The organism is Streptomyces sp. MUSC 14, from assembly GCF_001866675.1.
Lineage (GTDB): Bacteria > Actinomycetota > Actinomycetes > Streptomycetales > Streptomycetaceae > Streptomyces.
This window is the reverse complement of record NZ_MLYN01000058.1, coordinates 91,594-117,683: the sequence shown is the minus strand read 5'-3', so window position 1 is coordinate 117,683 and position 26,090 is coordinate 91,594. Positions and strand designations below refer to the sequence as shown.

The window sequence follows — 26,090 nt, the reverse complement described above, 5'->3', positions numbered from 1 at the left end:
TCCGCGACATCAGCGAACGCAAAGCCGCCGAACAACGCATCAACGAGCTGGCCGCCCTCGTCGAGTCCTCCCAGGACGCCATCCTCGCCAAGACCCTCGACGGACACATCACGTATTGGAATGCCGCCGCCCAGCGCATGTACGGCTACACCGCCGCCGAGGCCATCGGCCGCCACGTGAGCTTCCTGGCCCCGGCCGCCTGCCGGGACGATGTCGACGCGCTCCTCGACCGGCTGCGGCACGGGGAGAAGGTCGAGCACTACGAAACCCTCCGGGTCACCAGCTCGGGCCTGCTGCTGGACGTCGACGTCACGCTGTGGCCCACCCGCACCGCCGACGGCACGGTCAACGGCGTGTGCGCCATCGTCCGCGACATCAGTGACCGCAAGCAGGCCGAGGCCCAGCTCACCGCCCTCTACGAACAGCAGCGGCACATCGCGCTCACGCTCCAGCGCAGCCTCATGGGCACTCCCCCCGACCTCCCCGGCCTGGCCGCCGCCTACCGCTACCGGGCCGCCACCCAGGGCGCCGGAGTGGGCGGGGACTGGTTCGACCTCATTCCCCTCGGCGCCGGGCACGTCGGGATCCTGATCGGCGACGTCATGGGCCGCGGTCTGGAGGCCGCCGCCGTCATGGGCCAGCTGCGCTCCGCCGCCCACGCTCTGGCCACGACCGGCATGGAGCCCCGGCAGCTGATGCAGGCCCTGGACACGTTCGTCGCCGGTCTGCACGTCCCCGACCAGCTCGTCACCTGCTGCTACCTCGTCATCGCCCCGGACACCGGCGCGGTGACCCTCTGCTCGGCCGGACACCTGCCCGTCCTCGTCGCCGCTCCCGGCCGGCAGGTGAGCGCCCTGCCCGCGCCGGTCAGCGCACCACTGGGCGTGGGCGGCATCCCTCACCAGCAGAACTCCGTCGTCCTGCCCGCGGGCTCCACACTCGTCCTCTACACCGACGGACTGATCGAGACCCCCGGCAGCGACATCGAGCACCGGCTCACCGAGCTGACGACCGCCCTCGACCGCGTCCTCGCCACCACCGGCGACCTGGAGACCGCCGCCGAACACGTCCTCACCACCCTGCTCCCCGACACCGAGGAACACACCGACGACGTCACCCTGCTCCTGGCCCGCCTCCCCGTGGCGCCGCTGGCCATCGCCGGCACCGACCTGCCCGCTCTTCCCTCCTCCGTGCCCGAAGCACGCGCGTTCGTCGGCGAGATCCTCACCTCCTGGGGCAGCACCTACCGCGCCGACGACGTACAGCTCCTGGCTTCCGAGGTCCTCACCAACGCCGTCCTGCACGCAGAGGGCCCTCTTCACCTGCACATGCGCCGCGACACCACCGAGCTCGCCGTCGAGATAAGCGACCGCAGCCCCCATCTGCCCCACCCCCGCCTGGCGGACGTCGAGGACGAGTCCGGCCGCGGCCTCCTGCTCGTCGACGCCCTCGCCGACAACTGGGGGGTACGCCCCACCGAGGAGGGCAAGACGACCTGGTTCACCCTGTCCCTGGGCAAGACGGTGCAGGACCCGGCGGACACCTGAGTACAGCGACGGGCGGTTCACGCCTCCGGGGGGCGGCCTTCGGTGCCGTCGTCGTACCGGCACACCGGCGGTGGCGGGCCGCCCCCTACGATCTGTCCATGCGAGGGTGGACGAAGAGCCTGGACGCCGCTGGTGTCCGGGACCCCGGGTTGCGTGCCGACTACGACCGTCAGCGGCAGCTGGTACGGCGTTTCAGGCGCAGCGCGTACCTGGCGGCCAGGCTGCTCCTGCCGCGGCCGTTGCTGGCGCACGTGGTGGCGGCGACCGCCGTGATGCACCACGGGGACAACGTCCTGGACACCGGGCCCCTGCCACAGCGCGAGGCGGCGTGGGCGTCCTGGGAACGGCAGGTGCGCGAGGCGTTGCGGACGAGGACGAGCGACGACTCCCTGCTCCGGGCGTTCGCACACACCGTGTCCGCCCATCCACGGCTCGGCGGCATCGTGGAGAGCTACCTGACCACCGCCACCGCCGAACTGCGTTTCACGGGCTTCGCGACCGAGGCCGACTTCCAGGCCTATGTGGACGCCTACTCGTACCCCGCCTTCATGCTCGTGGCGGGACTGCTCGCGCCGGAGGGCGACGATCTGCGGTACCGGACCGCATGCCGGACCTTCATCGAGGGCAGTCAGCGGCTCGACTTCGTGAACGACCTTGCCGAGGACGTGCGGGAAGGGCACGTGGGCGTCCCGGTCGAGACGATGGAGCGGTTCGGGGTCACCGCGGACAGCCTGGCCGCCGGCGTCGGCGGCCCGCCCCTGCGGGAGCTGGTGACGGAGCAGGTGACCACCGCACGCACCGCCCTGCTGGCCGCGAGGGACCTTTCGGCGCTGACCGGGGCCGACGGCCGACGGCTCGCGGGTGCGCTGGTGGAGATCGAACTCCTCACGGCGAAGGCGGTGCTCGCACGGGGCGCCGGGGTACTGCGCGGTTCCGCGAACCCGCCACTGGGCGGCACGCTCCGCGTTCTCGCGCGCCGATGACGAACGCCGTACCTCACGACGGGCAATCGCCGTTGTGTTACTTCTCTTTGACGGAGCATTTTCTCCAACTTTTCTGAATTCAGAGCGAGTTCAGAGGCATACCTGCGGCCGGCGAACAGCCTTCCGCATTCCATTGACCTGAACCCGTCAAGTCTGCTTTGCTTCTCCGCGTCTGACAGGGCATCACCAATTCGGCCAGCAAGAAGTCGCAGTGCGCACGCTTGTCACTGCCTCTTTCATTCGTCCGGTCCAGGACGAGAGTTCCCCCGCGCATCACGACGCCGTGCGTGAGTTTCCCCAGCCGCCGGGCACATCGCCCGTGCGGTCACCCGGCGCGGGCTCGGGCCTCTCCTCCTGCTCCACGACGGAACCGGCGTCGACGCCGGTGGCCGGCTGCGGCACACCCGGTGATGCGCCCCGTCGGCGTCCCGTTCAGCTCACCTCCGCCGGACCGACGGCGGAGGTCCGTGCGAAGAAAGGGCCCCAACACCCATGGGCAGACCCCACATACGCGGTGCAGCCCGCGCGACCCTGACCGGTCTCGCGTCGTTGTCCCTCGTCACCGGCGTGGCACTCGCCTTCGTACCCCAGGCGGCAGCCGCCACCCAGACCACGGCTCACACCACGAGCCCCGACCCCTACAGCCCTGCCTACCAGCACCCCTACCGGCACGGCGTCATACCGACCCTCCGGCAGAACGCCAGGATGAAGTCATGGGCGGCCGACCAGCCGGCCGCCACCACCGCGACCGGACCGGAGACGCTGTCCTACGGCGGCGGCGTCGACGGCATCGGCGTCCAGAGCGGCCACTCCAAGGTCTACCTGGTCTTCTACGGCTCGCAGTGGGGCACGCAGAGCACCAACGGCAACGGCGACGCCACGTTCTCCGGAGACCCGGACGGCGCGGCCCCGGTCACCCAGGAGATGTTCAAGGGCATCGGCACCGGGAACGAGCTGTGGTCCGCGGACCTGACCCAGTGGTGCGACGGCCCGAACGTCTCGGCGGGCGCCACGAGTTGCCCGTCCAACGCGAACTTCATCCCGTACCAGAGCGGCGGCGTGCTGGCCGGCGTGTGGTACGACAACTCGGCGGCGTCGCCCAGCGCCGCGACCGGGCACCAGCTCGGCGCCGAGGCCGTCAAGGCGGCCGGACACTTCGGCAACACCACCGCCGCGTCCAACCGGGACGCCTACTACGTCGTCCTCTCGCCGCACAACACCAACCCGGACAACTACCAGGGCCAGTACTGCGCCTGGCACGACTACAACGGCGACAGCACGCTCACCGGCGGGCCGGTGTCCTCCTCCTACGGGGACATCGCGTTCAGCAACCAGCCGTACAACATGGACTCCGGCTCCGGCTGCGGCGTCGGATTCGTCAACTCGCCCGGCACGCTCGACGGCTGGACCATGACGCTCGGCCATGAATGGCACGAGATGATGTCCGACCAGAACCCGGCCGGCGGCTGGACCAACCAGACGGGCAGCTCGTACAACGGCCAGGAGAACTCCGACGAATGCGCCTGGATCTCGCCGGGCAGCGCGGGCGGGGCGGCCAACGTCGCGATGGGCACGGGTACCTTCGCCGAGCAGGCGAGCTGGTCCAACGACACCAACAACTGCGCCATCTCCCACCCGATCGTCGGAGGCGGCGGCGGTGGCGGCACCGGCGGCGCCCTCACCAACGGCACCTTCGAGACCGGCAGCCTGTCGAGCTGGACGACCAGCGGCAGCACCTCCGCCACCACCTCGGCGGCGCACAGCGGCACCTACGGTGCGATGCTCGGCTCCACCAACCCGACGAACACCTCGTCGGTCTCCCAGTCCTTCACCGCCCCGTCCGGCAGCAGCAAGGTCTCCTTCTGGTACAACGTCACCTGCCCGGACACCGTGAGCTACGACTGGGCGACGGCCACCCTCCAGGACACCACGGCGGGCACCAGCACGACGCTGCTCGGCAAGACCTGCACCCAGGGTGCAGGCTGGAAGCAGGTCTCCGGCACGGTGACCGCGGGCCACACCTACACGCTCACCCTCACCAACAAGGACGACGACTACGCGGGTGACGCCACCTACACCTACTACGACGACGTAACCGTCTCCTGACCTCGCACCGCACGGTGGGGGCGGGCCGACGGCCCGCCCCCACGCCCGTCCGAGCGCCCACGCCGGACGGCATCCACCGGAGGACCCGTGTCTCCATCGCCATCCCGCACGAGCCCCGCCCTGCGCGCACTGCACGCCGGGCTCGCCGTCGTGGCCGCAGCGGCGGCGGCCGGCGCCCTGGGCGGCTGTTCGTCCGGCCCCGCCGGATCGCCGTCTCCCCCGCCGTCGCGCACTCCCGCGTCCTCCTCGCCGTCCGCGTCCGCCACCGGGCCGGCCGTCCTCGACGAACGCGCACGCGGCACCACGGTCCGGGTGTCCCCCGGCACGCTCGTCGTGGTGCGCCTGCACGGCGCCTACTGGTCGACGCCCGTCGGCTCGGACCCGCGCGTGCTCACCCCCGCCGGCGGCGGGACCTCGGTCTCCGCCACCTGCCCGCCCGGCCGCGGCTGCGGCACGTCCTCCGCGCGCTTCACCGCCCTGCGGCCCGGCACGGCCCACATCACCGCCCGGCGCGCCGCGTGCGGCGAGGCCATGCGCTGCCCGCCGGGCCAGGGACGCTACGACGTCACCGTGACGGTCACCTGACAGCACGGGCCCACGACGGCCGGGCCCGCTGCCTTCCGCGCGGTGCGGTCAATGATGTCCAGGATCTGTTGCGCTTGAACGGCATCTCGAACATCCGGGAAAAGACCCACGCCCCGAATATCGCGGCCGGCAGGCCGAGGAGCAGAGTGAACCCGAACACGGGAAGTCGGGGCGACACGACATGCGGGGCTGCCCGGCGAATGACGATCAGGACGATCGGAAGGTGGATCAGGTAGAGACTGTAGGAGAACTCACCGAGCCCGCGAACGGGTCGTGCCGTCAGGAGCCGTACGAGGAAGGCGGGTCTGCCGGTGGCGACCGCGGCGAGCAGCATGGTCATGGCGGGGCAGACGGCGAGATCCACCCAGAAGTAGTGGTTCACCGTCCACACGGAACCCTGGACGAGGCCGAGAGCCAGCACGGGCAGGGCGGCCAGGACGGCGAAGAGACCCCACGGCAGGCGTCGCACTCTGTCCGACGCCACGGCGACTCCCGCGCCCACGACTCCTGCGACGAACACGGGAACGAGGTCCGGAGCGAGCCAGTTGTCGCCCTCCACGGGGGATGCGCCGCTCGCCGTCAGCCCGCGGGCGATCACCGGCAGCGCCACACACGCGACCAGGACCGTCGCACCCCAGCGCCGCCGGACCAGCAGCAGAAACGGAAAGAGGAGATAGAGCTCGGCCTCCACCGCGATCGACCAGAACGCACCGTTCGGCGTGGGCGCGGTGACCATGTCCTGAGCGACGATGCCGTACACGAGAAGGGACGCACCGGTAGGCGGACCAGCGTGCGAAGCCGGCACCACGAGCCACGAAATGACCAGGCTCATCGCCAGCGCCGCCCAGTACGGAGGCAGGATGCGCCAGGCACGCCGGCGCAGGAACCGGGTGACACCGCCCGACCGCCAGCCGTGCTGCGCCGCGGACAGCGCCAGGGAGAAGCCCGACAGCACCAGAAAGAAGACGACGGCAAGGCGCCCGAACATCAGTCCGTCCAGCCACCAGGGCGCCGCACTGCGCGGGTAGCCCGGGAACGCGTACAACCAGCAGTGGAACAGGACCACGTACAGGGCCGCCAGACCGCGCAGACCGTCCAGGCCCCGCACGTGCCCTCGTACAGGTACCGCGCGGAAATCGGTCAACTGCTCTCAGCCCGTCACGGCGGACTTGTGGCCGGTCGGGGTGACGGCGTACCACTGCCCGCCCATGCGCTGGCCGTTCATCTGCCCGGCCGAGCTGTCGCCCAGGTACCGGTACAGCGGCCATCCGGCGAGCGTGACCTGTTTCATGCCGTTGCGGTGCACCGTGCCGAGCAGGCTCTTCTCCACGCCCATGGTCCGGACGGAGCCCTGCACCATGACGGGCATCCACGTCTTCGTACACGCCCCGGCACACGTCCATTTCGAGGGCGTCGCCTGGTCCCTGTCGTAGCGGTAGAGCGTCATCCCCTTGTCGTCGGTGACCACGGTGCCCATCCCCTTCACCGCCTTGGCCATCAGCAGGGTGGTCGTGGCCTTGTGCCCGCCGCCGGAGTCGCCGGCGTCCGCGGGTGCGGAGGCGGTCGGTGCGGAGGCCGCGGGATCCGACGAGGCCGGGGCGACGGCGGCGGCGCCGGCGTTCGTGCCGGAGGCGTCGTGGTCCGAAGAGCCGCATGCCGCCAGCAGGAACGCGGACACGAGCCCCACGGCCGAGGCGAGGACGATGCGTTGCGGGATCACGGAGTTGCCCTTCGTCGGGAGTCGCCGTCTGCTTCCTCCCTCAGTACGGCGGACGACTCCCGCCCTCTCAGCCGTTGTCGTCCCATGGCGGACTCTTGACCATCGGCGGACTCGGGCCGGTGATACGCGGCCGACGGTGTCCCGGGAGACAGGGTGACCCGCAGGACGGCGTGGCGTGGGACCCGGGTGCCGGGCGCGGGTGTCTGCTCGCACACCCGGCCGACGGGCGTGCCGGGGTGGGGGCAGACCCGGTGCCGGACGGGCTGGACGCGTGCGCCGGCTGCCTGGGCGCTCGATCGGGCCTCGTTCATCGTCTCGCCGATCAGCGAGGGCGCCGCGACCCGGGGACCAGCAGGGGCATCCGATCCGGCGATCAGGTAGGTGCACACGGCGGCCGCCAGCAGCACCGCCGTCGCCGAGAGCGTACGGCGGACGCGCCGTCGGCGCACGGGGCGTTCCGTCCGGGATTCCGGGGGCGGCGACGGCTGGGTGTGCCGGTCCGTCGCACGTGGCTCCGGCAGCGGCGAGGTGACCGCCGTGGCACGGCCCGCCAGTACCTCCCCGATGGCTTCGCGCATCTCCTCGGCGGTCTGGTACCGGTCCGCGCGGTCCTTGGCCAGTGCCCGCAGCACCAGGGTGTCGTAGGCGGCGGGCAGCCCCGGGACGTGGGCGGAGGGAGGCACCGGTGGTTCCGAGAGGTGCTGCACGGCCACGGCCAGCGGGTTGTCGCCGGTGAACGGGGGCCGGCGGGTGAGCAGTTCGTACAGCAGGCAGCCGGTCGAGTACAGGTCGGTGCGGAAGTCGACCTGCTCGCCCCGGGCCTGTTCCGGTGAGAGGTACTCGGCCGTGCCCACCACCACCGAGGTGCGGGTGAGGGTCGTACCCGCCCGGTCAACCGAGCGGGCGATGCCGAAATCCGTCACCTTCACGGTGCCCTCGTGGGAGAGCATGACGTTCGCCGGTTTGACGTCCCGGTGGACGATGTCGTGACGGTGGGCGTGATCGAGCGCCTCCAGCACACCGGCGGTGAGTTCCAGGGCGTACTCGGGTCCGACGACCGGTGCCTCGCGCACGAGCTGGAGCAGTGTGGTGCCCTTGACGTACTCCATCACGAGGTACGGGACGAGGTGGCCGTCGACCGTGTCCTCGCCCGCGTCGTACACGGCGACGACGGACGGGTGCCCCAGCAGCGCGGCCGAGACGACCTCACGGCGGAAGCGCGCCCAGTGCTCGGCATCGGCGGCCAGCTGCGGCCGGAGCGTCTTCACGGCGACCTGGCGGAACAGCAGCAGGTCGTACGCCAGCCATACGTCGGCCATCCCCCCGCGCCCCAGGACCTCATCCAGACGGTAGCGTCCGCCCACCGGACGTGAGCGATCCATGGTGTTCCCCCCTCGTTGCCGGCGTCCGCCGGGGCACCGTAGGGGCGATTCTTGTGGGATCTCTGTGATCCGGGGGCGCTGACCGTCCCGGCCGTGGAAGCGGCAACGCGAAGGGCCGCCCCCGGTCGGCGGAGGCGGCCCCTCGTCACGCTCGCGTCACTGCCCGCCGTACTTCCGGCTCATGCTCTCGTACACCGCCTTCGCCTCCTGGCCCAGCGGCGGGCCCGCGAGCCAGGAGTGGTCCGCCGGGCCGATCGAGGTGTTCGACACCAGCACGGTCCTGCCGTTCACCACCCGGAACCAGCCCCCGCCCGACGAACCGCCGGTCATGGTGCAGCCGATGCGGTACATGTCCGGCAGCGCCGGGCCCATGGAGAGCCGGCCGGGCCGGTCGAGGCACTTGAACATCTTCAGGCCGTCGTACGGCGGCGCGGCCGGGTACCCCCAGGCGCCCATCTCGGCGATCCGGTTCGCCGGGGGCGCGGAGAAGTCCACGTCGAGCGCCGCGCCGACGGTCTCCTCCAGCGACTTGCCGCTGCCGTTCTCCGGCCTCACGTGCAGGATGGAATAGTCGTACGGGGATCCGTCGTTGCCCACCTCGGAGCCCCGCTGGATCCATTCGTTCGAGGTCGAGACCCAGTCCGCCCACCAGGTGCCGTACGGGGCGGCCTCGGCGGCGCCGGCGGTGCGCATCTGCGCCGCGGAGTCGCCGTCGTCGTTGTACGACGGCACGAAGGCGATGTTGCGGTACCAGCCGCCGTCGCGCCCCGCGTGCACACAGTGGCCCGCGGTCCACACCAGGTTGGACTTGCCGGGGTGGTTGACGTCCTTGATGACGGTGCCGGAACAGACCATCGGGCCCCGGGGGGAGTCGAAGAACACCTTGCCGACGGGGGCGGAGTACGCGTGGTAGGGCGTCTTCTCGGCCACGGCCTGCACGGGCTGCGGGGCCGGATCGCTCAGGCCCTGGCCGGCGGAGGCGTCCTTGGTGGAGACCGTCTTGTCGGCCGCCTGCGCCGACTGCATCCGCTGCGGCTTCCACAGCCCCTTGATCACCGGGTTGACGAAGTCCTTGGCGTCCTTGAGCCACGTGGACCTGTCCCAGTTCTTCCAGCCGCCGTGCTCCCACCGGGAGACGTCGATCCCGTGCGCCTTGAGCCTGTTCGCGAGGTCGGCCGGAACCTGCGCCGTGCCGTCGGCGCTGTCGGCCGGCTGGGAGGCACCGGCGCCGGAAGCGCTGTTCGCCGTGTGCGCACCCGAGCCGCCGCAGGCGGTCGCGGTGAGCGCCAGGGCGGCGGCGAGCCCGGTGGCGGCCAGAGCGGTGCGCTGCCGTCCGCGCCGGCGCGCGAAGGACACAGATATGGAACGCATGGTGCGACAACCCCCGTTGGTACGTGTATGTGCTCGGCCGTGTCGACACAGGCCGTCTGCTGAGCGCCACCCCACTATGCCCGTGGAGTCGAGGGCGAACGGAGGAGACACGGTGAAGGTTCCCGGCAGGCGTCCTCCCGGTGTCACGTGGTGGCCGGCTGGCCTACGTCCCCGCGTGGACGTACGCCGCCCAGATGTGCGGGCGGTCGGGGATGCTGCGGCGCAGGTGGCGGACCGTGGCGTGGAGGGCGTGGGCGGGGCCGGGGGTGTCGGGGGACGTCGTGCGGCGGTAGAAGTCGCGGGTCATCCGGTCGGCGTGGGTGCTGTCGATCTTCCACAGGGTGCCGACGGCGGCCGGGAAGCCGGCCAGCAGGAAGGAGCTCGTGATGTGGATGGCCTCGTCCGTGAGGCGTTCGGCGGTGCGTGCGGTGCCGCAGGCCGCCAGGAAGGCGAGCTGCGCCGCGCGCGGGCGGGCCCGGCAGATCTCCAGGACCGAGACCGGCTCGCCGCTGGGCAGGTGCAGCAGGGCGCCGGAGGGTTCCGTCGGGTCGGTGGCCGCGTGGCAGCCGAAATGTGCCCACGAGGCGTCGTGCAGCGCGGCCAGCACGGCCTCCCGGGTGGCGGCCGGACCGATCAACGGCACGCCGGCGCCGAGGAGTTCGGCGGCGTGGGCGGTGGCCGCGGCGACGCCGGGGAGATCGTCCTCGGGCGCGGCGACCAGCAGGGCGCTGCCGTGATCGGCCGTATCACGCTGCCGGGCACGGGCACGGGCGTAGGCCAGGGTCTGCAGCCCCGGTACGTACGACGACACCACGGCGTCGAGCGCGGCGCCACAGCCTTCGAGTGCGCAGTCGGTGGCCGTGCACTGCGCCGCGTGCAGCGGCAGGGCGCTGAAGGGGCCGGTGGGGACCCACCAGATGCGCGGCCGGTCGGCGTCGTCGGGGACGGGTGCTGCCGCGCCGACCAGCTCCAGCACCGGACGCACGATCGTGTGCCAGGTCCACGCGAGCGTCTCACGGACCGCGTTGCCCGCGGCGACGAGCTGGAGCGGGGACGGACGGGAGGTGCCCTGCGCGTTGATGGCGTCCACGGCGTCCCGCAGCGTGCGTGCCGCGGCGGTGATCTCGTCGGCCTCGGCTTCGAGGTGCAGGGCGGTGATCGACCGGTGCGTGACGACGAGGGCGTGGCAGTAGCGCCTGGCGTGGTTGAGGAGGACGACCGGACCGTCGGCGGCGAGCGCCCTCAACTCCTCGGCGGCCAGGGGCCGTAGAAAGCCCTCGAAGCCGGGCTGCGTGCGGATGTGCCGTACGAGGTCGTCGAGTTCGCGGGAGGCGCGCAGACCTGCCAGCCGGGCCCACTCGGCATCGCCGGCGGCGGCCGTCTCGGGCTGCGCGTCGAGCTGGTCCGTCAGCCGCTCGAACTCGCCGGCCAGTTCGGGGTGCGCGGAGCGCAGGCCGCCGATGTCCGCGCGGGCCTCGATCCGCCGGGCCAGCAGCAGACCCCGGCCGCGCTCCAGCAGTTCCGCGGCACGGTCGACGTCCGGGCCTTCGGCCCTGCGTTCGAGGGGGGCGGGTACGAGCGGCGTGCGCCCCGCCTTGACCGCGCGCACGCTCTCTTCCAGGGCCTTCACCTGAGCGGGGAGCCGGGCGACGAGCGCCTGGCCGACGAGGTGGGCGAGAACCAGCTCGGTGACCGACCGGATGTCCCCCTCGAAGGTCGACAGACCGTGCTCGGCGGACGCCTGGTCGCTGCCCCGGTCGGTGACGGCCGCCATGGCCTCGATGCCGGCTTCGAGATGGGCCAGGGCGAGGTCGACGCGGGGCTGGTCCCGGCCGAGCGCACCGGCCGCCGCGCCGATCTCGCCGTGGGCCCGCATCCACACCGGGATCGCGGTGTCCTGCCACGCCTCGGGGTCCACGACACCGGAGAGCCGGTCCTGGAGGGGCTTCATGAGGGCGGAGAGGAAGTCCTCCGGGGTGCCGGGACGGGGAGTGCCCGTGGCGGTGGACGTGGACGTGGAGGCGGGCGTGGAGGTCGTCACCTTCGGCAGGCGGCCCCGGCGGATGACGTCGAGAACGCTCCGCATCGCGGCGCCCGCGTCCACCGGGGAGCCCTGCGGCGACTCGTCCGTCACGACGCGGCACAGTTCCTCCGCCTCGGCCAGCAGGACCTGTGTCCGCTCCGGTTCGGTGGCCCGCAGCGCGATGGCGCGCTGTGCGAGTGCCCGGACGAGCGTCATCGCGGTCATCGTCCGCAGCCGGTGTCCGGGGGCGCACCGGGCGAAGGTCGCCCGGCACTGGTCGACCACGGCGTCGCTGAGGTCCCGGCGCGGGCCGCCGCCCGGTCCCACGGTCTCGACCAGGTCGACGTAGACGTCGCCCATCAGGTCGTACCAGGGCCGGTCGTCCCCGGCGGGCACGGCGGGCTCGGCGCGGGTGATGTCGCGCATGCGGTGGGCGATCCGCCGGGCCCGGTCCAGCTGGGCCGGTTCATGGCCGAACAGGTAGTTCTGGAGGGCGTTGTGCAGCTGGGTGCGGCAGGCCAGGAGCTCCTTGTCGGTCTCGGACAGCACCGGATCGCCGGGCCGGGGCTCCTCGTCCGCCGGCATGTCGGGCAGGCCCGGCGCCGAGGCGAGCAGGGCCGCGGCCTCGCGTGCGCCCTCCGCGTCGAAACGGCCGAGGGACACGGCCGTGAGCGCGTTCGCGAGTATCCGGCTGAACTCGCCCGGAAGGTCGGGCGCGTTCGCGCGGGCGTCGCGCAGCAGGCTGACGACCTCTTCGAGCTCCGTGAGGTCGGGGCGGGTGGCGGACCGGGAGGACAGGGCGGCACCGAGTGCGGCGGAGAGGTAGGGCCGGACGGCGCCGTCGTCCTCCCCCGTGTCCGCCATGACCTCCCGGATGATCTCGATGTCGGTGTCGAGGCTCGCACGGCCCGACAGGCGGACCTCGGCCATCCGGGTCAGCTGCGCCACCCGGCCGCGCATGGCGTCGTCCGGCTCGTCCCCGGTGCCGGCCGAGACGAGGGCGACGGGCAGCGCCACCGCGAACAGGCCCCGCCGCAGCAGGTCCGAGACCGGGGACCCGGCCGGGGCACCCGCCACCGCCTCCTCGGTCAGTTCCCGGCACTCCGCCGCGAGCAGCCCGGCCCGGGCGGGCGCGGCATCGCGCAGGGCCTCGGCGCGCAGCCCGGTGAGCGCGGCCAGTACGGCGACGTAGGCGTGGCGGTGCGGCCGGTCGGCGGGGAGGGCGGCGACGGCGGTGCGGTAGCGCTCGATCCGTTCGTCGGAGGTGTCGTCGGGCTCGAATCCGGCGGCCAGGCGGATGAGTTCGAGGTCGATGTCGGGGGCGCCGCCCGCCTGTGCGGCACTCTCCCGGACCCGTTCGACGAGGCGCCCGAGGAGCGGTCCGACCCGCTTCAGGTCCTCCGGGTCCTCGCTCCGGCCCGCCTCCTGCAACTCCCGGTAGGCCGTCAGCATGTCACGCTGTACGCCGCTCAACGCCCCGACCGAGTCCAGCAGTTCCAGGGCCTCCGCGACCGTCTCCTCGTCCTCGCGCTCCGCCCCGAGGGCCGCGAGCGCCTGGCCGAGCGCGGTGGTCGCCCGGGGATGCGCGGGATGCCCGGCGGGGGTGGCCGCAAGAGCCGTACGCAGCCGTCGTACGGCGCAGGCGATGCGGCCCGCGTCGTGCTCGGCGATGCCCGCGTCCGCGACGGCGGCGCCGACGACCAGGTCGCGTTCGCCGGGCCAGCCGACGGGCTGGGCGTCGAGCATGCGCAGGAAGCGCAGGCCGTCGGCGGTCTCCGGGGTGACCGCCCCGTCGGGCGCCGCCGCGACCAGCCGTTCGACCAGGGCGAGCCGGGGCGTGCCGAGCAGCCGTGCGGCGTCCACCACCGTGCGCAGGGTGGCCGCGGCGACGGCCCGCGCCCCTTCGGCGTCGAACAGGCCCGGCTCCGCGGCGGCGAGCCGCGTGCACACCGCCTGCCCGTACCGGGCCGCGGCGGCCAGCCCGTCCGGGTCCGCCGCCGTCTGGAAGCGGGTGATGTGGACGTCGTGGGCGTGGACGGCCAGCATCACGAATCCCGTGTGGTCCTCGGCCTGTACGTGCTCCAACGAGGTGTCCGACCAGGCGCGCGCGGACTCCAGGGCGGCGGTTCTCGCCTGCGGCGGCCCCTCGACGGCGGCGTTCATGTACGCCGCGCTCATCAGATGCGCGAACCGCGCCTCGTGGGACGGATCGGCGGCATCGAAGCCCTCCGTCAGTGCCTCGGGCAGCCGGATGCCGTCGGGGACACGCGGGCACAGGTAGCCGAAGGTGCCGAACACGAGGGTCAGGTTCTGCTCCGCGTCGGGGTCCTCGGCGCCCTGGTGGCGGAACCAGAAGGTCCAGAACACGTCGGCGAGCGCGCCGAGGTCGACCGGGGTCCCGGGCCGGGGCGCGGCCTCCCGCAGCAGGGACAGCGCGTCGGCCACCGCGTCCGGATCGCGCAGGGGCGCGGGATCACGGGCGTTCTGAGCCGCGACGAGACGTGCGACCACTCGTTCCCGAAGCTCGGACACCGCTCTTACATTAGTCTGACCGACTGTCAGGGGGAAGCGGTTCCAGGGATGTTGGAGGAGGCGGCCGTGGGGGACGGGGCGAAGGCGCACAGGCTGTACGAGGACGCCGTGGAATACCTGTGCCGCAATGTCGGGGAACTGCGTCCGCTGATCTCCTCCGCGGTCTGGGAGTCGGCCTTCCCGGTCGTACGGGACGCGGACCCGGCGGGGGCCGAGTGGCGGGACGCCGTACGCGCCCTGCACGACGCGGTGGAGTCGGCCGGCGTCCCGAACGGGCTCGGACTGGCCGCCACCATGGGCGTGGGCGACTGGCCCGGCGCCCCCACACCGCAGTCGTCGGGCTGGGTCTGCCCCACCGGCCGCTGTGCCAGGGTCGAGCTCCGGGGCACGTCCCCCACCGCGACGCCGGTCTGCGCGCTGAGCGGCGGCGAGCCGATGCGCCTGGTGGGCGGCTGACGACGGATGGGGCTCCTCATCGAGCTGCAGAAACGCGTACCCGACGGCTGGTTCCTCCGACGACTGCTGCCCGCCGCGCTGTTCGTCCTGGTCGCCGTCGTCGGCGGCGGGGAACTGGGCCACACGCACTGGGACGACGTCGCCCTCGCCCGCCGGGGGATCGCCGGCACGCTGCACACCGGCGGCGGCCTGTCCGCGGACGCCGTCGCCTCCCTCGTGCTCTTCGCGGTGCCGGTGGTGGGGGCCGCGTTCGCGGTGCCCTATGCCGCGGCCGCGATCGGCGCGCTGGCGTCCGGGGCCTGGCCGTGGTGGCTGATGCCGGTGTCCCGGCGGGTGACGGCGTGGCGGATACGGCACTGGGCGGAGCCGGACAGCCTGGCCGAGGACTCCGTCCGGGCACGCGGTGCGGGCCACGCCCTGCGCGCCGACCTCCTCGACGCGCGCGCCGCCCGCGCCAGAGCATCCGGGCGGCCCGGGTCACCGACCTGGTCGGGCGACCGGTTCCGCCTCGCCGAGGCACACATCAGGGAGACGGGCGGCGACGTCGTCCACGGCTGGACCGCACTCCTGCTCGGGGCCGCCGACTCGCCCCGCGCCGCACTGGCCGAGGCCCGCGACGCCTACGACGCGGCCTGCGAGGCCCTCGCCTGGAGCACGGCGTTCACGGTCCTCGGCGCCTGGTGGTGGCCCGCCGCCCCGACCGGCGCTCTCCTCGGCCTTGCCTCCTGGCGCTCACTGCGCCACGCCGTACAGGCACTGTGCCGCACGACGGAGGCGGCGTTCACCCTGCGGGAGCCGCCCCGACCGACCGCCGGCCCCGGCGACCGCTGCCCGGACGGACCGTCCTGAACCACGTGCCCTGGGGACATGGCCAGTTCGTGGCGAGCGTGCACGCCGGTGCCGATGGGCGCGAGGTCCGGTGGGCCGGCAGCGGCTCACCCCCGTGCGCCGGACCGGGGGTGAGCCTGCGACACGGGGGTGCGGGACCGGAATTCCGGGGATCCGGGCCTGGAAGGGCGCTCAGCCGACGCGGCGCGAGCGGCGCAGGCGGCGGACGCCGAGGCAGGTGCCGAGCAGGGCGGCGGCAGCCGCGGTGGCGGCGGACGCGGTGACGACTGCGCCGGGGATCGTCGTGGGGGCTGCGGACGCGCGCGGGGGCGCGGCCGTACCGCCGTAACCGCCGCCCTTGCCCGCCCGGTCGTAGGCGGATCCCGGGAGCTTGTCGCCGTATTTCGCGTGGACCAGGTGCTGGTAGGCGGCCAGGGTCACGCCGCCGTCGCCGACGGCACGCCGTGCGTCGGGGTCGAGCGGCAGCACACGGCCGCCGCGCACCACGTACCAGGCGTCGATCTGCGGTTCCTTGAAGACGGTTCCGAGACCGTGCGCCTCGGCGGCATAGTCGGTCTCGTCGCCGCCGGTCGCGATGTCGACGACCTTCCAGCCCTTCGCCGTCCGCGCGGTCCACACCGAGGCGACCTGGCCGTCCGAGGAGACCGCCTTGCTCGCGACGAACTGCCGGTCGGCCACGGGGGCGCCGGGGCGCCCGGCGACGAACCCCGGGTCGAGGAAGGAGACGGTCACCGAGGGCCCGACGAGGCGCGGCCGGGCCGCGTTCTGTGCGATCGATCCGTCGCGGGCGAAGAAGCGCGAGAGGGTGCGGAGGGTGGCCGGGGCCGACGCCGCTTCACGTGCCTGGGCGGTGTCGGCGGCGGTGAAGGGCGCGGGGAGGCCGGCGGCGGTCGCCGCGTGGGCGGTGGCGGGGGCGAGAACGCCGAGGGCCGCGGTGACGGCGAGCGCCATGACCGCCGTGCGCATGCGGACGGGCTTGCGGCCGGCGGGCGCGTGCCGGTGCGGCGTGCGGTGCGTCGATGACCTGGGGGGCGGCGGTGACGTCCGGGTCGGTGACGTGCGGATCGGAGGCATCGCGGTCACGCTCCGATCCCGTAGAGCGAGTGGGTCCAGGTGAACGTGCTGTTGCTCACGTAGTAGTCGTAGTCCCCCCAGTTGTAGCGGTAGTTGGAGGGCCACGGGTCGCCCCAGTAGACCTGGTTGGCGGAGGTGTCGTAGCCGTACAGCACATGCATGTGCCCGCCCCCGGAGTTCCACTCGATGCGTGTCTCGACGGGGCGGTCGGCGCCGATCTCCGTCTGCACGGTGCCGTAGCGCAGGTAGCCGCTCACGTACCTGCCCGGGTTGATGCCCATCCAGTCGAGGGCGTTCTGCACGTCGTCCAACGCAGCCTGCCAGTTGCCGCAGGTGCTGCCCTGGGGCCGGTTGAAGGCGGCGTCGCAGAACTGGTTCTGGGTGTAGTTGCGCCCGAACCACGCGGCGATGGTGTCGCCGCTCGCCGCCCAGCACCAGTTGCTGTTCTGCTGGGCCTGCATGGTGATGTCGAGCCGCTTGGCGGCGGGAACGGCGGGGAGAGCCGCGGCCCGAGGGGTGGCGAGCGGAGAGGAGTGCAGAGCCGCGAGCGGGGCGGAGTGCGAAGTGGGATACGGAGCGGCGTGAGCGGTTGCCGTGGGCACGACGGCGGCCGCCAGGCAGGCGACGGCCGCGAAGGCCGTCGACGCCGGGCGTCCACGGCCCCGGGTGATGATGGACATGGCGTTCCTCCCAGGAAGGGTGGGGGTGGAGGAGCGCGTCCGGACGCTGCGACAGCAGCATCGATCTCTTGTCGGGTCTCGGTCAATGAGGTTATCCACAGGGCTGGCGGCGAAGTGAACACCACCCGTACGGTTGTGAACGCCACAGCAGGTACCGGCAGGTGGCAGCGGACGTCACGCCCCGTGCCGGGACGGGGAAGTGAACGTTCATAGGTCAACGATCCGAGGGGGGTGGGGGGAGGGGAGAGGCCCAAGTGACAGCACACAACACCGATCGCCACCGCACCACCCCACGCCCCGCCGCCCCGACGCCGGGCGCCCCGGCCCCCGGCGCCTCCCGCCGCCCCTCCCCCGAGGCCGAACTCGCCGAAGTCCTGCGCACCGGCCCGTTCTCCGCCGCCTTGCGGGCCGCGCTCGCGGCGCGCGGGCTGGCGCTGCATCGCGTGCAGCACCGGCTCGCCCAGCGCGGTGTACGTGTCGGTGTGACCAGCCTCAGTTACTGGCAGCGCGGGGTACGGCGGCCCGAGCGGCCCGAGTCGCTTCGTGCCGTCACCGCGCTGGAGGAGGTCCTGGACCTTCCGCCGCAGGCCCTCACCCGTCTGATAGGCCCACGCGACAACGGCGGCCGTCCCCCGGCCCGCCCGTATCGCACCCTGCTCGAACCGGCCGCCGCTGTCGAGTCGCTGCTGGCGGGTCTGGCGGCACCGGCGGACGGCGGGCTGCACACCGTCATCCACTACGAGCACGTGCACATCGGTGCCCATCGAGAGCTCACCGCCCGCGACTCCCACCACGTCGTACGGGCCCACCGCGACGGCGTCGACCGCTATGTCGCCATCCATCACGGCGACCCGGGGTGCGACACGGAGCGCGTACGGGTACGAGGTCTCGGCAACTGCCGGGTCGGGCGGATCCGGCGGCACGGTGCTTCCGGGGTGATCGTCGTGGAGCTGCTCTTCGACGGGCGGTTGAGAACCGGCGAGACCGCCGTCCTCGGGTACCGCTTCGAGGACGGAACCGGCGCGCCCAGCCATGAGTACGTTCGCGGCTTCACCTACGGCGGCGGCCAGTACGTCCTCCAGGTCGGCTTCGACCGCACCGCCCTGCCCGTCCACTGCCGCCGCTTCTCCCGTCCCTCCGCGACCGCCCCTCGCGAGGCGGTCGCCGATCTGACCCTGAACGCCCATGGCTCCGTCCACCTCGTGGAGCAGCAGATACGGCCGGGCGTCCTCGGCATCGCATGGGAATGGGAGTAGGAACTGCCCCGGCGATCACGTCCGGACGCGCACGACTGCGAGCGCAACGCCCTCCGCGGCCACGGGGAGTTGAGGGAGATCGACGGTGCCCGGGCCACGGCCCGTTGCGCCCGGGCGCCCGGTCGAGCACCCACGTCCTGGCAGACGGCTCAGGCGGTGTGTTCGTCGCCGCCGGGCACGGGGACACCGAACTGGTCAGGACGGCGGACGGATCTCCACCTGGACGCTGCGGGTGGTGTGGACCCAGGGCTCTCCTCCGCAGCTGCCGGACGCAGTCGCCTCGGCCCCTGCGGCCCAGGAGTTGCCGTCCCATGTCACGCCCGCATCGGCAGGGATGCGGAGGTGACGGCTGCCTGGCAGGACGCGGCGGTCGTCCCGTGGCGGACGGCGATGCCACTGCGCGGGCGGTCGCGGGCCCGGCCGGACGGCTCGCCCGGGCATCGTATGAGCGATGCCCCGCCGACGGAGCCGGGCGCGGAGACGGGACATCGCCACCCGCCTGTCTGATCCTCACACGCCGGACGGCTCGCGAGGCCGTGTGCATGTCCCCGCACTCACCGCCCACGATCGATCGCAGGGCGGCCCACTAGGGTCGCAGGCATGACGTCACCCCTTACCGGCAGTGCCTTCGACATGCTCCACCTCGATGCCGTGCGCGACCAGGAGGCGCTGCGCCGGGTCTACGAAGCTCCCAGCGGCGCAGCCGTGCGCAAGCAGATGACCGAACTCACCGAGCAGACCCGGCGGTTGATCGGCTGTTCATCGCTGGTCCTCATCGCCAGCGCCGACGCCGAGGGCAACTGTGACGTGTCCCCGCGCGGCGGTCCCGCCGGGTTCGTCGCCGTCCTGGACGCACAGACGGTGGCGATACCGGACGCGACCGGCAACAAGCGTCTGGACACCCTGCAGAACGTCGTCGCCACCGGACGGGCCGGGCTGCTGTTCGTCATCCCGGGGCGCACCACGACGCTCAGGGTGAACGGCCGGGCCTGCGTCTCCACCCGCCCGGAGCTGCTGTCGCAGCTGACCGCCGTGGGCAAACCACCGGCCAGCGCACTCGTGCTGGGGATCGAGGAGGTCTACCCGCACTGCCCCAAGTCGCTCCTGCGCAGCGCGGCCTGGAAGCCGGAGCAGTGGCTGCCGGCGGACGCGCAGCCGACCTCGGCCGAGGTGACGCTGGCACAGCTGCGGATGCCGGAGCTGACGATCGCCGACATCGAGCAGGCTGAGGCGGACTCGCTGAAGTACCGCTACGAGTAACGGTCCGACCTGCGCCTGCCGAACCACCAGCCCTCCGAGGCCCGGGCCGCCCTGCCGCAAGATCGGCCGTGGGGCGGCCGTTGGCACTTCGGCACGATCCAGCGCATGATGCGGCGGCGTTCGGGCGGAGCGGCGGAGCAGCGGACGCACGGGATGTCGCCGTTGAAGCCCTGCTCGCGCAGCCCGTGGTGGAGCTGTCGTGGCAGCCCTCGTTCCACCGTCGGTGCGGCTCCCGGCGGATCGCGGCCGGTGACATCCCCCACGGACCGCCACATGCGGACAGCCACGCGCGGACGACTGGGGCGACCACGACACCCACTTCGAGACACTGGACCTGCGGGGCTGGCACACCCTGATGATCACCGCCATGGACGGCAAGGTGACCTACTCCGTGGACGGCCGCGTGGTGTTCACCAGCGACAGGACGTTCCTCCCGCGCGAGCACCTGGGCGTCCACTTCAGCGCATGGCTGGTCGACCTCCCCTTCAAGGGGGCACGTGACTGGGACATGCGGGTCAACTGGCTCTACCACCAGCCCGACCGGGCCGTACCGCTGCCGGAGGTTCAGAAGGCCGTGGACGGCTTCTACGGCAGCGGTACGCCCTACGTCAACACCATGCCGCGGCGCTGAACCACTCGCCGTGGTGAGCGGCCTCCTACAGGATGGCCTGCTGCGGCATGGCCTCAAGGCGCGCGACGGCTGCGCGGCAGGCGTTGACGAAGGCCCAGGACGTGTCGTTCGTACTCTTGGGGCGGCCCGGGCGGGTGTTGACGGCGAACATGCTGTCGCGCAGTGCCGTGGTGAGTTCCAGCTGTCCCCCCCTCACCGAGCACGGTGCGGTCGCAGAGGTTGCTGACGTGGTCGCCGTTGAGGTCGGGCAGCTTGGCGCCGTCGACGGTGCGGAACCCCGCCTTGGTGAGCTCTTCGGTGAGACGGCGCTGGAAGGCGGTGCTGCGCCCGCCGACGACGACGGCTCCCGGCCTGCCGGCAGGAGCGCCTGCCTGGGCGGCGGTGCAGCCGTGCAGGCTCAGGACGTTGAGGCTGGACGCGGCCATGGACAGGGCCACGTGGTCGTCGCAGTGTCTGGCGGTGACGTGCAGCTCGCGGTTGTCGGCGGAGCGCTGCCCTTCGAACATCCAGTAGTCGTGGACGGGTCCGCGGGTTTCCGTGGCGGGTTCGAGGGTGGCGGGGTGGTAGCCCGCGATGGCCAGGCAGAGTTCTGAGGTGCCGGCCTCGATCCCGCCGCCGTGCATGGCCGTGATCGTGGTGCATGGGGAATTGACGTTCCACGGTCCCGGACGAGTCCAGCTGTCCCTGGTGCTCTCAGGTCCGATGCTGCTCGCCCCTGCTTGGCCGGCCCGTGTGTCCGGCAGGTGGGCGGTGATTGACGACCGTGGGGGCGGCTGCTGCAATGGCGGCATGCTCTCCGCGACGTTCCTGGTGATCAGGGCACACATCGACTTCGGTCGGGTGTGGTCCGCCGCGTGTCGCTGACCGCGCGCCCGCTTCGCCACCGTCCGTCCGCACCGTCCCGGAGTCCGTCATGCCCGACCGCACCCCCGGTGTACCTGTCCGCGTCGACCCGCGTGGGCCACGCTTCGCCGCCGTGCTCACGACCCTCGTTCTGCTTCTGGTCCTGGTCACCGGCAGTGGCGTACTGCTCGCGGCACAGGCCGTCGTCTTCGCCGTCGGAGCCGCTTGGGGACTGCGCTGGTCCCCGTACGGATGGCTCTACCGCCGGCTGGTACGTCACCGTCTCGGGCCGCCCCAGGAACTGGAGGACGAGCGGCCTCCGCGGTTCGCACAGGCGGTCGGCCTGGGCTTCGCGGTAATCGGGGCGGCAGGCTATCTGTCCGGTGTCACCTGGCTCGGCATCGCCGCGAGTGCGGCGGCGCTCGCCGCGGCCTTCCTGAACGCGGCCTTCGGCTACTGCCTGGGCTGCGAGCTCTACCTGCTCGCGGTCCGCAGCCGGGCCCGGCTGGGCCACGGGTGAGGCGGCAGTGAGCCATCCGGCCGGGCTGATCGTGGCCGCCGTCGTGCTGACGGCCGCGACCGCCTTCGGGCTGCTCCGCGCCCGTCGCGACGGCCGGCTGCGCGGCGGTGGACAGGGCGACGCACTACGGCTGTCCTCCGGTGAACTGGGTGCGGCCCTCGGCGAGCGGGCGACGCTGGTGCAGTTCTCGACAGCCCTCTGCGCGACCTGCCCCGGCACCCGGCGGCTGCTGGCCGGCGTCGCCGCCGAAACACCCGGCGTACGGCATGTGGAGATCGACGCCGAGGCGCGGCTCGACCTGGTCCGCCGCGTCGAGGTGATGCGCACGCCGACCGTGCTCGTCCTCGACCGCACCGGCCGCGTCGTACGCCGCGCGTCCGGGGCGCCGAGCCGGGCCGATGTGGTGTCGGCGGTGGAGTCGGCCACGGCGGACTGATCACCGCGTGGTGAGGGTCCGGGTGAGGCCGGCCGGGGCGATCGGCCTGTCCTGCGGCGTGGTGAACACCTGCCCGTTGTGCCGCCGCACGGTGCCTGCGGCCTCGCGCTCGCACTCCAGTCACGTACGAATGAACGCGCAGAGATGTCAGGCGACTTCGATCTCGCGCGCGCTCGCCGGCCTTGAGCCGGTTCGCTCTCGCGCCGGTGGCCGGGGCCGTTGTCGGAGATCACTTCGCAGGGGTGCGGGAGCCTGTCGAGAGTGACGGTGGCGAGGGGTTCGTCGCCGAGGACCTCGCTTCCGGCCCCGGCCAACACGAGATCAAGACGGCGAGTGACGGATCTGCACGCCCTCAGGCCCTCCTCCCGCCCGCAACGCGCTTCACCGGCGGCAGCACCGAGCCGGGGCGGTAGCGCCCTGATCGCGGCTCATGTCAAGGGAGGTGTGTGCGACGGAGTCGTGCCGTCCCGCGAAGAACTCTTCCCCCCCAGGGGCCGCGCCCATGAACGCCGGTCCGGCCGGCCCGAGGGCGACCGGATACAGTGCGCGAGACGGCAGCCTGGTCAGGGAGGGTACGCGTGACCGCCACCAGCAACATCCGACCCGCCGACGGTGAAGCGCGAGCGCGGCGGCAGAGCCGACTGCGCCGCCTGATGCGCTACATCCCCCTGATCGCGCCCGTCCTGCTGTGGGCCGTGCCCTGCTGGGTGCTCCTGTACGGCGGCCAGCACTGGCCGCTGCCCGCCACACTGGCCGGCACCGCCCTGTTCGCCCTCGGCCTCATATGTATGCCGCTCGCGATGGTGCGCGGCCACGGCCGGCGCCAGCAGGACCGGGCCGCGATCGTCGGTGACACCCTGCTGGGCACCAGCTGGATCCTGTTCACCTGGTCCGTTCTGCTCGGCGTCCTGCTGCGGCTCGCCCTGACCGTGGCCGGCGTCGGTGGAAGTCAGGACCGGGCCCGCGTCGTCACGTGGGCCGTCCTCGGCGTCACCGCCGTACTGCTCGCCTGGGGGTACGCCGAGGCCCGCCGCGTACCCCGCGTACGCCGACTCGACGTGCAACTCCCGCGGCTGGGCGCCGGGTTGGACGGCCTCCGCGTCGTCCTCATCACCGACACCCACTACGGCCCGCTCGATCGCGCCCGCTGGTCGGCACGGGTGTGCGAGACGGTGAACACCCTGGAAGCCGACCTGGTCTGCCACACCGGCGACATCGCGGACGGCACGGCCGAACGCCGTCGCGCCCAGGCCGCCCCACTCGGTACCGTGCGGGCCACCCGGGCCCGGGTGTACGTCACCGGCAACCATGAGTACTACAGCGAGGCCCAGGGCTGGGTCGACCTGATGGACGAACTGGGCTGGGAGCCGCTGCGCAACCGCCATCTGCTGCTCGAACGCGGAGGCGACGCCCTCGTGGTCGCCGGCGTGGACGACGTCACCGCCGAGTCCTCCGGCCTGGCAGGCCACCGCGCCCACCTCGCCGGAGCCCTGAACGGCGCCGCTCCCGGCCTGCCCGTTCTGCTCCTGGCACACCAGCCCACGTTCGTCGACCGGGCGGCAGCCGCCGGCATCGACCTCCAGCTCTCCGGCCACACCCACGGCGGCCAGATCTGGCCCTTCCACCACCTGGTCCGCATCGACCAGCCCGTCCTCGCCGGCCTCAGCCGGCACGGCACCCGTACCCTCCTCTACACCAGCCGCGGCACCGGCTTCTGGGGCCCGCCGTTCCGCGTCTTCGCCCCCAGCGAGATCACCCTGCTCGTACTCCGCTCCCCGCAGCTGCCCACCTGAACGCTCCGGCTCGGCCGGATTACGCCCCCGTTCACCCTCGTCGGGCGGCGCCCACCGCGACATGTCCGGCACTGGACTCCGCGGCGCGGGATCGGGGCCCGCGCCTTCCGCCTCGACCGGGCGACCGGCCGGCTGCCTGCCCTCGGCTCCCGGGCTCGCGAGGCACTGCTGCCCGCCAGGGCACCCGGCGCGCGTGAACTGGAACCCAGGGGACGGCCGGGTCGGGCGGGGACGGGCTCCGACCCGGCCTTCCCCGCGAGCGCGGGCGCCTTCCCAACTGGCCCCCGGGCTACCGGAGACAAGCACGCGGAAGGCGGATGAACCGGCATCATGACCTTCATGACGAGCCAGGTGGACTTGCGCACGGCAGCAGCGGCATTCGATCGAAGTGCCGTGGCTGCGACCGGGACAGCCGCGGAGGACGAGCGCAAGCAGGTGCTGTCGCAGTTCCCCATGGAGAAGTGGGGAACGCTGCCGCTTGCGCGCTACGCCCTGGGGCAGACCGCGCCCTCCGGGAGCGGGCCGACGTACTGCCGCCTGATGGAGTTCGGCACCCCGAACCTCGGCAGCACCAAGGGCGGCAGCGCCGCGAGACACATGATGTACCACCACAACTCCGGCGAGTGGCGGGTGGCGGGCGGCGGCTCCGCTCCGCGGGATGGAGCCGCAGGAAGCGTGGGAGGAGCTGCGCGGGCAGTTCGTGCGGGCCTTCGAGGCCGTGGCCGACGGGGACTTCGAGGCCGTGGACGACCTGGAAGCGCTGCGGTTCGGTCCGGCACTGGTGACCAAGTCACTGGCCACCTGCTTCCCTGACACTTCCTGCCCGTCCACGCCGGCGAGCACCTGCGCACGTTCGTCGCCCTGCTGGGCGGCTCGGTGCGGGCCGGCGCACCCGGCGTGGCACCTCAGGAACCGAGCAGGCGGTGCACGTCTGCGAGCAGCAACGCCGCCGCCGAACCCGGGGTTTGCGCGCTGTCGTCGGCGGCCGCGACCTGCCGGACACGGTCGTCTGCGCCGCTCTCGTTCCAGCCCCCTTCGAACCACGACGAGAGCGCGTCCTCCGGCCTCCGAGGGGTCCGGACCGAACGCTGATCCGCTCACCGATCGCGAAGGGGTGCGAGACGAGCAGTACCAGACCGGCGCAGATATGGCCGAGGACCGGCTGCGCGGCGATCCCGAGGATCACTCCGGTCAGCGCGCCGCCCAGCAGGAGCTTTTCCCACGGCACTCGGATCAGGCTGAGGGCGCCGAGGATGACCAGGGCATAGCCGAAAAGCAGGCAGATGACCCGCAGCGCGGCCGACCGGCTGTCGCTGATCCGCCCGGTCAGAAGCTTCACCAGATCGTCCGTGGCCCCACGCACCGCGATCAGCGCGCCCACCAGGAAAACGCACGCGCTGATGCCGGCGACCACCCGGGACGTCACCGAATCGTGGGTGTGCGGGCTGCCCAGCAGGCCGCCGAAGTTGAGCGACACAACCAGTCCGCCAACGGCGAGAGACGTGGTGGCGACGGCCCTCCTGGTGCGAATCACCCCACGCCCATGCAGGCCGTGCCCGATCATGGCGCCACCAGCGCGTTCGTGGCCGCGCTTCATCTCCGCCCCGCTGCGTTCGAGCATGTCGCGGGGCACGTTACTTCACACCCGGTACGACCGCTTGGAGACGGCCCCTTCCCGCACAGCAGGTACACGGGGGTACCCCGTAGACAGGGGGTGCCCCGGTGGACCTCCTTCGTGCCCCGGCGTCCACTCGTCGGTGGCCTGCATACAGACGTGGTGTGCGAGGCGGCCCGGGTCTACGGCGCAGGGGCCGAATATCCGCCAGGGCGCTCGGCACTCCGAGGACGACGCGGCCCTCGGCCTGGGTGCCCAGGCTCGACACCCGGCGACCCGGCAAGCAGGCAGAGGCCGACGCTCAGGAAGAATGGGGCGCTCATCCCCCGGCGCGTGTCGTGCTCGTCTTCGAAGGTTTCCGCATCAGCGCCTCCCGATCGCCCGGAGTGCGCCTGCCGCCAGGCCACGGCCTCCTCACCGCATCCGCG

22 protein-coding genes are annotated in these 26,090 nt (G+C 72.7%); 12 read left to right on the top strand and 10 right to left on the bottom strand.

The window, feature by feature from the left end; all coding sequences use genetic code 11:
- The 4 genes from BIV25_RS34135 to BIV25_RS34120 form a co-directional block, all read left to right on the top strand.
- A partial coding sequence (locus tag BIV25_RS34135; RefSeq protein WP_079177055.1) for a SpoIIE family protein phosphatase occupies positions 1–1,547 on the top strand: 1,547 nt, incomplete at its 5' end.
- Between the two features lie 98 nt (positions 1,548–1,645).
- A complete protein-coding gene (locus BIV25_RS34130) occupies positions 1,646–2,530 on the top strand; it encodes a squalene/phytoene synthase family protein (RefSeq protein ID WP_071376368.1) in 885 nt (294 codons plus the stop codon).
- Positions 2,531–3,022: 492 nt separating this feature from the next.
- Entirely contained in the window at positions 3,023–4,636 is a 1,614-nt protein-coding gene (locus BIV25_RS51550; protein WP_071376367.1) for a hypothetical protein, read from the top strand.
- An 87-nt stretch (positions 4,637–4,723) separates the two neighbouring features.
- Positions 4,724–5,221 (top strand): hypothetical protein, encoded by a 498-nt coding sequence (locus BIV25_RS34120; protein ID WP_071376366.1) that lies wholly within the window; start codon positions 4,724–4,726, stop codon positions 5,219–5,221.
- Here the strand turns inward: BIV25_RS34120 and BIV25_RS34115 are convergent.
- The 5 genes from BIV25_RS34115 to BIV25_RS34095 all read right to left on the bottom strand — a co-directional run bounded on the left by BIV25_RS34115 (position 5,214) and on the right by BIV25_RS34095 (position 14,249).
- A complete protein-coding gene (locus tag BIV25_RS34115; protein WP_256256578.1) occupies positions 5,214–6,329 on the bottom strand; it encodes an acyltransferase in 1,116 nt (371 codons plus the stop codon). The genes BIV25_RS34120 and BIV25_RS34115 overlap by 8 nt on opposite strands.
- A 42-nt stretch (positions 6,330–6,371) precedes the next feature.
- Positions 6,372–6,941 carry a hypothetical protein gene (locus BIV25_RS34110; protein WP_071376365.1) on the bottom strand — a complete coding sequence of 190 codons (570 nt, stop codon included), beginning with the start codon at positions 6,939–6,941 and terminating at the stop codon, positions 6,372–6,374.
- Positions 6,938–8,323, bottom strand: a complete 1,386-nt coding sequence (locus tag BIV25_RS34105) for a protein kinase (RefSeq protein ID WP_079177053.1) — start codon at positions 8,321–8,323, stop codon at positions 6,938–6,940. The genes BIV25_RS34110 and BIV25_RS34105 overlap by 4 nt, the downstream gene beginning before the upstream one ends.
- 156 nt (positions 8,324–8,479) lie before the next feature.
- The gene (locus BIV25_RS34100) at positions 8,480–9,694 is read right to left on the bottom strand and encodes a serine protease (protein ID WP_071376363.1); all 1,215 of its coding nucleotides are present in this window, start codon (positions 9,692–9,694) and stop codon (positions 8,480–8,482) included.
- A gap of 163 nt (positions 9,695–9,857) precedes the next feature.
- Positions 9,858–14,249, bottom strand: a complete 4,392-nt coding sequence (locus tag BIV25_RS34095; protein WP_143076742.1) for a CHAT domain-containing protein — start codon at positions 14,247–14,249, stop codon at positions 9,858–9,860.
- A 66-nt stretch (positions 14,250–14,315) separates the two neighbouring features.
- Here BIV25_RS34095 and BIV25_RS34090 point away from each other — a divergent pair, with 66 nt between their 5' ends.
- Together BIV25_RS34090 and BIV25_RS34085 are read left to right on the top strand one after the other, a co-directional pair.
- A complete protein-coding gene (locus BIV25_RS34090) occupies positions 14,316–14,705 on the top strand; it encodes a hypothetical protein (RefSeq protein ID WP_143076741.1) in 390 nt (129 codons plus the stop codon).
- A gap of 6 nt (positions 14,706–14,711) precedes the next feature.
- On the top strand, positions 14,712–15,554 hold the full coding sequence (locus tag BIV25_RS34085; RefSeq protein WP_071376360.1) for a hypothetical protein: 843 nt from the start codon (positions 14,712–14,714) through the stop codon (positions 15,552–15,554).
- Between the two features lie 171 nt (positions 15,555–15,725).
- On the opposite strand, the gene BIV25_RS34080 is transcribed toward BIV25_RS34085, so the two are convergent.
- Positions 15,726–16,520 (bottom strand): hypothetical protein, encoded by a 795-nt coding sequence (locus BIV25_RS34080; protein ID WP_071376359.1) that lies wholly within the window; start codon positions 16,518–16,520, stop codon positions 15,726–15,728.
- Between the two features lie 113 nt (positions 16,521–16,633).
- A complete protein-coding gene (locus tag BIV25_RS34075; protein WP_071376358.1) occupies positions 16,634–17,308 on the bottom strand; it encodes a papain-like cysteine protease family protein in 675 nt (224 codons plus the stop codon).
- A 374-nt stretch (positions 17,309–17,682) separates the two neighbouring features.
- Here BIV25_RS34075 and BIV25_RS34070 point away from each other — a divergent pair, with 374 nt between their 5' ends.
- Both BIV25_RS34070 and BIV25_RS34065 read left to right on the top strand, forming a co-directional pair.
- A complete protein-coding gene (locus tag BIV25_RS34070; protein WP_071376379.1) occupies positions 17,683–18,564 on the top strand; it encodes a hypothetical protein in 882 nt (293 codons plus the stop codon).
- A 600-nt stretch (positions 18,565–19,164) separates the two neighbouring features.
- Positions 19,165–19,824, top strand: coding sequence for an MSMEG_1061 family FMN-dependent PPOX-type flavoprotein (locus tag BIV25_RS34065; protein WP_071376357.1), 660 nt, complete (start codon positions 19,165–19,167; stop codon positions 19,822–19,824).
- Here the strand turns inward: BIV25_RS34065 and BIV25_RS51545 are convergent.
- Positions 19,815–20,087, bottom strand: coding sequence for a hypothetical protein (locus BIV25_RS51545; protein ID WP_177235510.1), 273 nt, complete (start codon positions 20,085–20,087; stop codon positions 19,815–19,817). The genes BIV25_RS34065 and BIV25_RS51545 overlap by 10 nt on opposite strands.
- 104 nt (positions 20,088–20,191) lie before the next feature.
- Here BIV25_RS51545 and BIV25_RS34060 point away from each other — a divergent pair, with 104 nt between their 5' ends.
- The gene (locus tag BIV25_RS34060; protein ID WP_143076740.1) at positions 20,192–20,455 is read left to right on the top strand and encodes a hypothetical protein; all 264 of its coding nucleotides are present in this window, start codon (positions 20,192–20,194) and stop codon (positions 20,453–20,455) included.
- A gap of 53 nt (positions 20,456–20,508) precedes the next feature.
- Here BIV25_RS34060 and BIV25_RS34055 read toward each other — a convergent pair whose 3' ends face one another.
- Complete coding sequence (locus BIV25_RS34055; RefSeq protein ID WP_071376355.1) at positions 20,509–21,078, bottom strand: poly-gamma-glutamate hydrolase family protein; 570 nt, start codon at positions 21,076–21,078, stop codon at positions 20,509–20,511.
- A gap of 290 nt (positions 21,079–21,368) precedes the next feature.
- On the opposite strand from BIV25_RS34055, the gene BIV25_RS34045 reads away from it, so the two are divergent.
- The 3 genes from BIV25_RS34045 (at position 21,369) to BIV25_RS34035 (ending at position 24,047) form a co-directional block, all read left to right on the top strand.
- Positions 21,369–21,818, top strand: coding sequence for a DUF4395 domain-containing protein (locus BIV25_RS34045; RefSeq protein ID WP_071376353.1), 450 nt, complete (start codon positions 21,369–21,371; stop codon positions 21,816–21,818).
- A gap of 7 nt (positions 21,819–21,825) precedes the next feature.
- Positions 21,826–22,254, top strand: coding sequence for a thioredoxin family protein (locus BIV25_RS34040; protein ID WP_071376352.1), 429 nt, complete (start codon positions 21,826–21,828; stop codon positions 22,252–22,254).
- 578 nt (positions 22,255–22,832) lie between these two features.
- Complete coding sequence (locus tag BIV25_RS34035) at positions 22,833–24,047, top strand: metallophosphoesterase (RefSeq protein ID WP_071376351.1); 1,215 nt, start codon at positions 22,833–22,835, stop codon at positions 24,045–24,047.
- 790 nt (positions 24,048–24,837) lie between these two features.
- Here the strand turns inward: BIV25_RS34035 and BIV25_RS51540 are convergent.
- A complete protein-coding gene (locus BIV25_RS51540) occupies positions 24,838–25,668 on the bottom strand; it encodes a mechanosensitive ion channel family protein (RefSeq protein WP_177235509.1) in 831 nt (276 codons plus the stop codon).
- Positions 25,669–26,090 lie beyond the last annotated feature (422 nt).

Coding starts and splice junctions, on each gene's coding strand:
- BIV25_RS34130 (WP_071376368.1), top strand. CDS start 1,646: ATGCGAGGGTGGACGAAGAGCCTGGACGCCGCTGGTGTCCGGGACCCC.
- BIV25_RS51550 (WP_071376367.1), top strand. CDS start 3,023: ATGGGCAGACCCCACATACGCGGTGCAGCCCGCGCGACCCTGACCGGT.
- BIV25_RS34105 (WP_079177053.1), bottom strand. CDS start 8,323: ATGGATCGCTCACGTCCGGTGGGCGGACGCTACCGTCTGGATGAGGTC.
- BIV25_RS34100 (WP_071376363.1), bottom strand. CDS start 9,694: ATGCGTTCCATATCTGTGTCCTTCGCGCGCCGGCGCGGACGGCAGCGC.
- BIV25_RS34085 (WP_071376360.1), top strand. CDS start 14,712: ATGGGGCTCCTCATCGAGCTGCAGAAACGCGTACCCGACGGCTGGTTC.
- BIV25_RS34080 (WP_071376359.1), bottom strand. CDS start 16,520: ATGCGCACGGCGGTCATGGCGCTCGCCGTCACCGCGGCCCTCGGCGTT.
- BIV25_RS34075 (WP_071376358.1), bottom strand. CDS start 17,308: ATGTCCATCATCACCCGGGGCCGTGGACGCCCGGCGTCGACGGCCTTC.
- BIV25_RS34065 (WP_071376357.1), top strand. CDS start 19,165: ATGACGTCACCCCTTACCGGCAGTGCCTTCGACATGCTCCACCTCGAT.
- BIV25_RS34060 (WP_143076740.1), top strand. CDS start 20,192: ATGGACGGCAAGGTGACCTACTCCGTGGACGGCCGCGTGGTGTTCACC.
- BIV25_RS34055 (WP_071376355.1), bottom strand. CDS start 21,078: ATGCACGGCGGCGGGATCGAGGCCGGCACCTCAGAACTCTGCCTGGCC.
- BIV25_RS34045 (WP_071376353.1), top strand. CDS start 21,369: ATGCCCGACCGCACCCCCGGTGTACCTGTCCGCGTCGACCCGCGTGGG.
- BIV25_RS51540 (WP_177235509.1), bottom strand. CDS start 25,668: ATGCTCGAACGCAGCGGGGCGGAGATGAAGCGCGGCCACGAACGCGCT.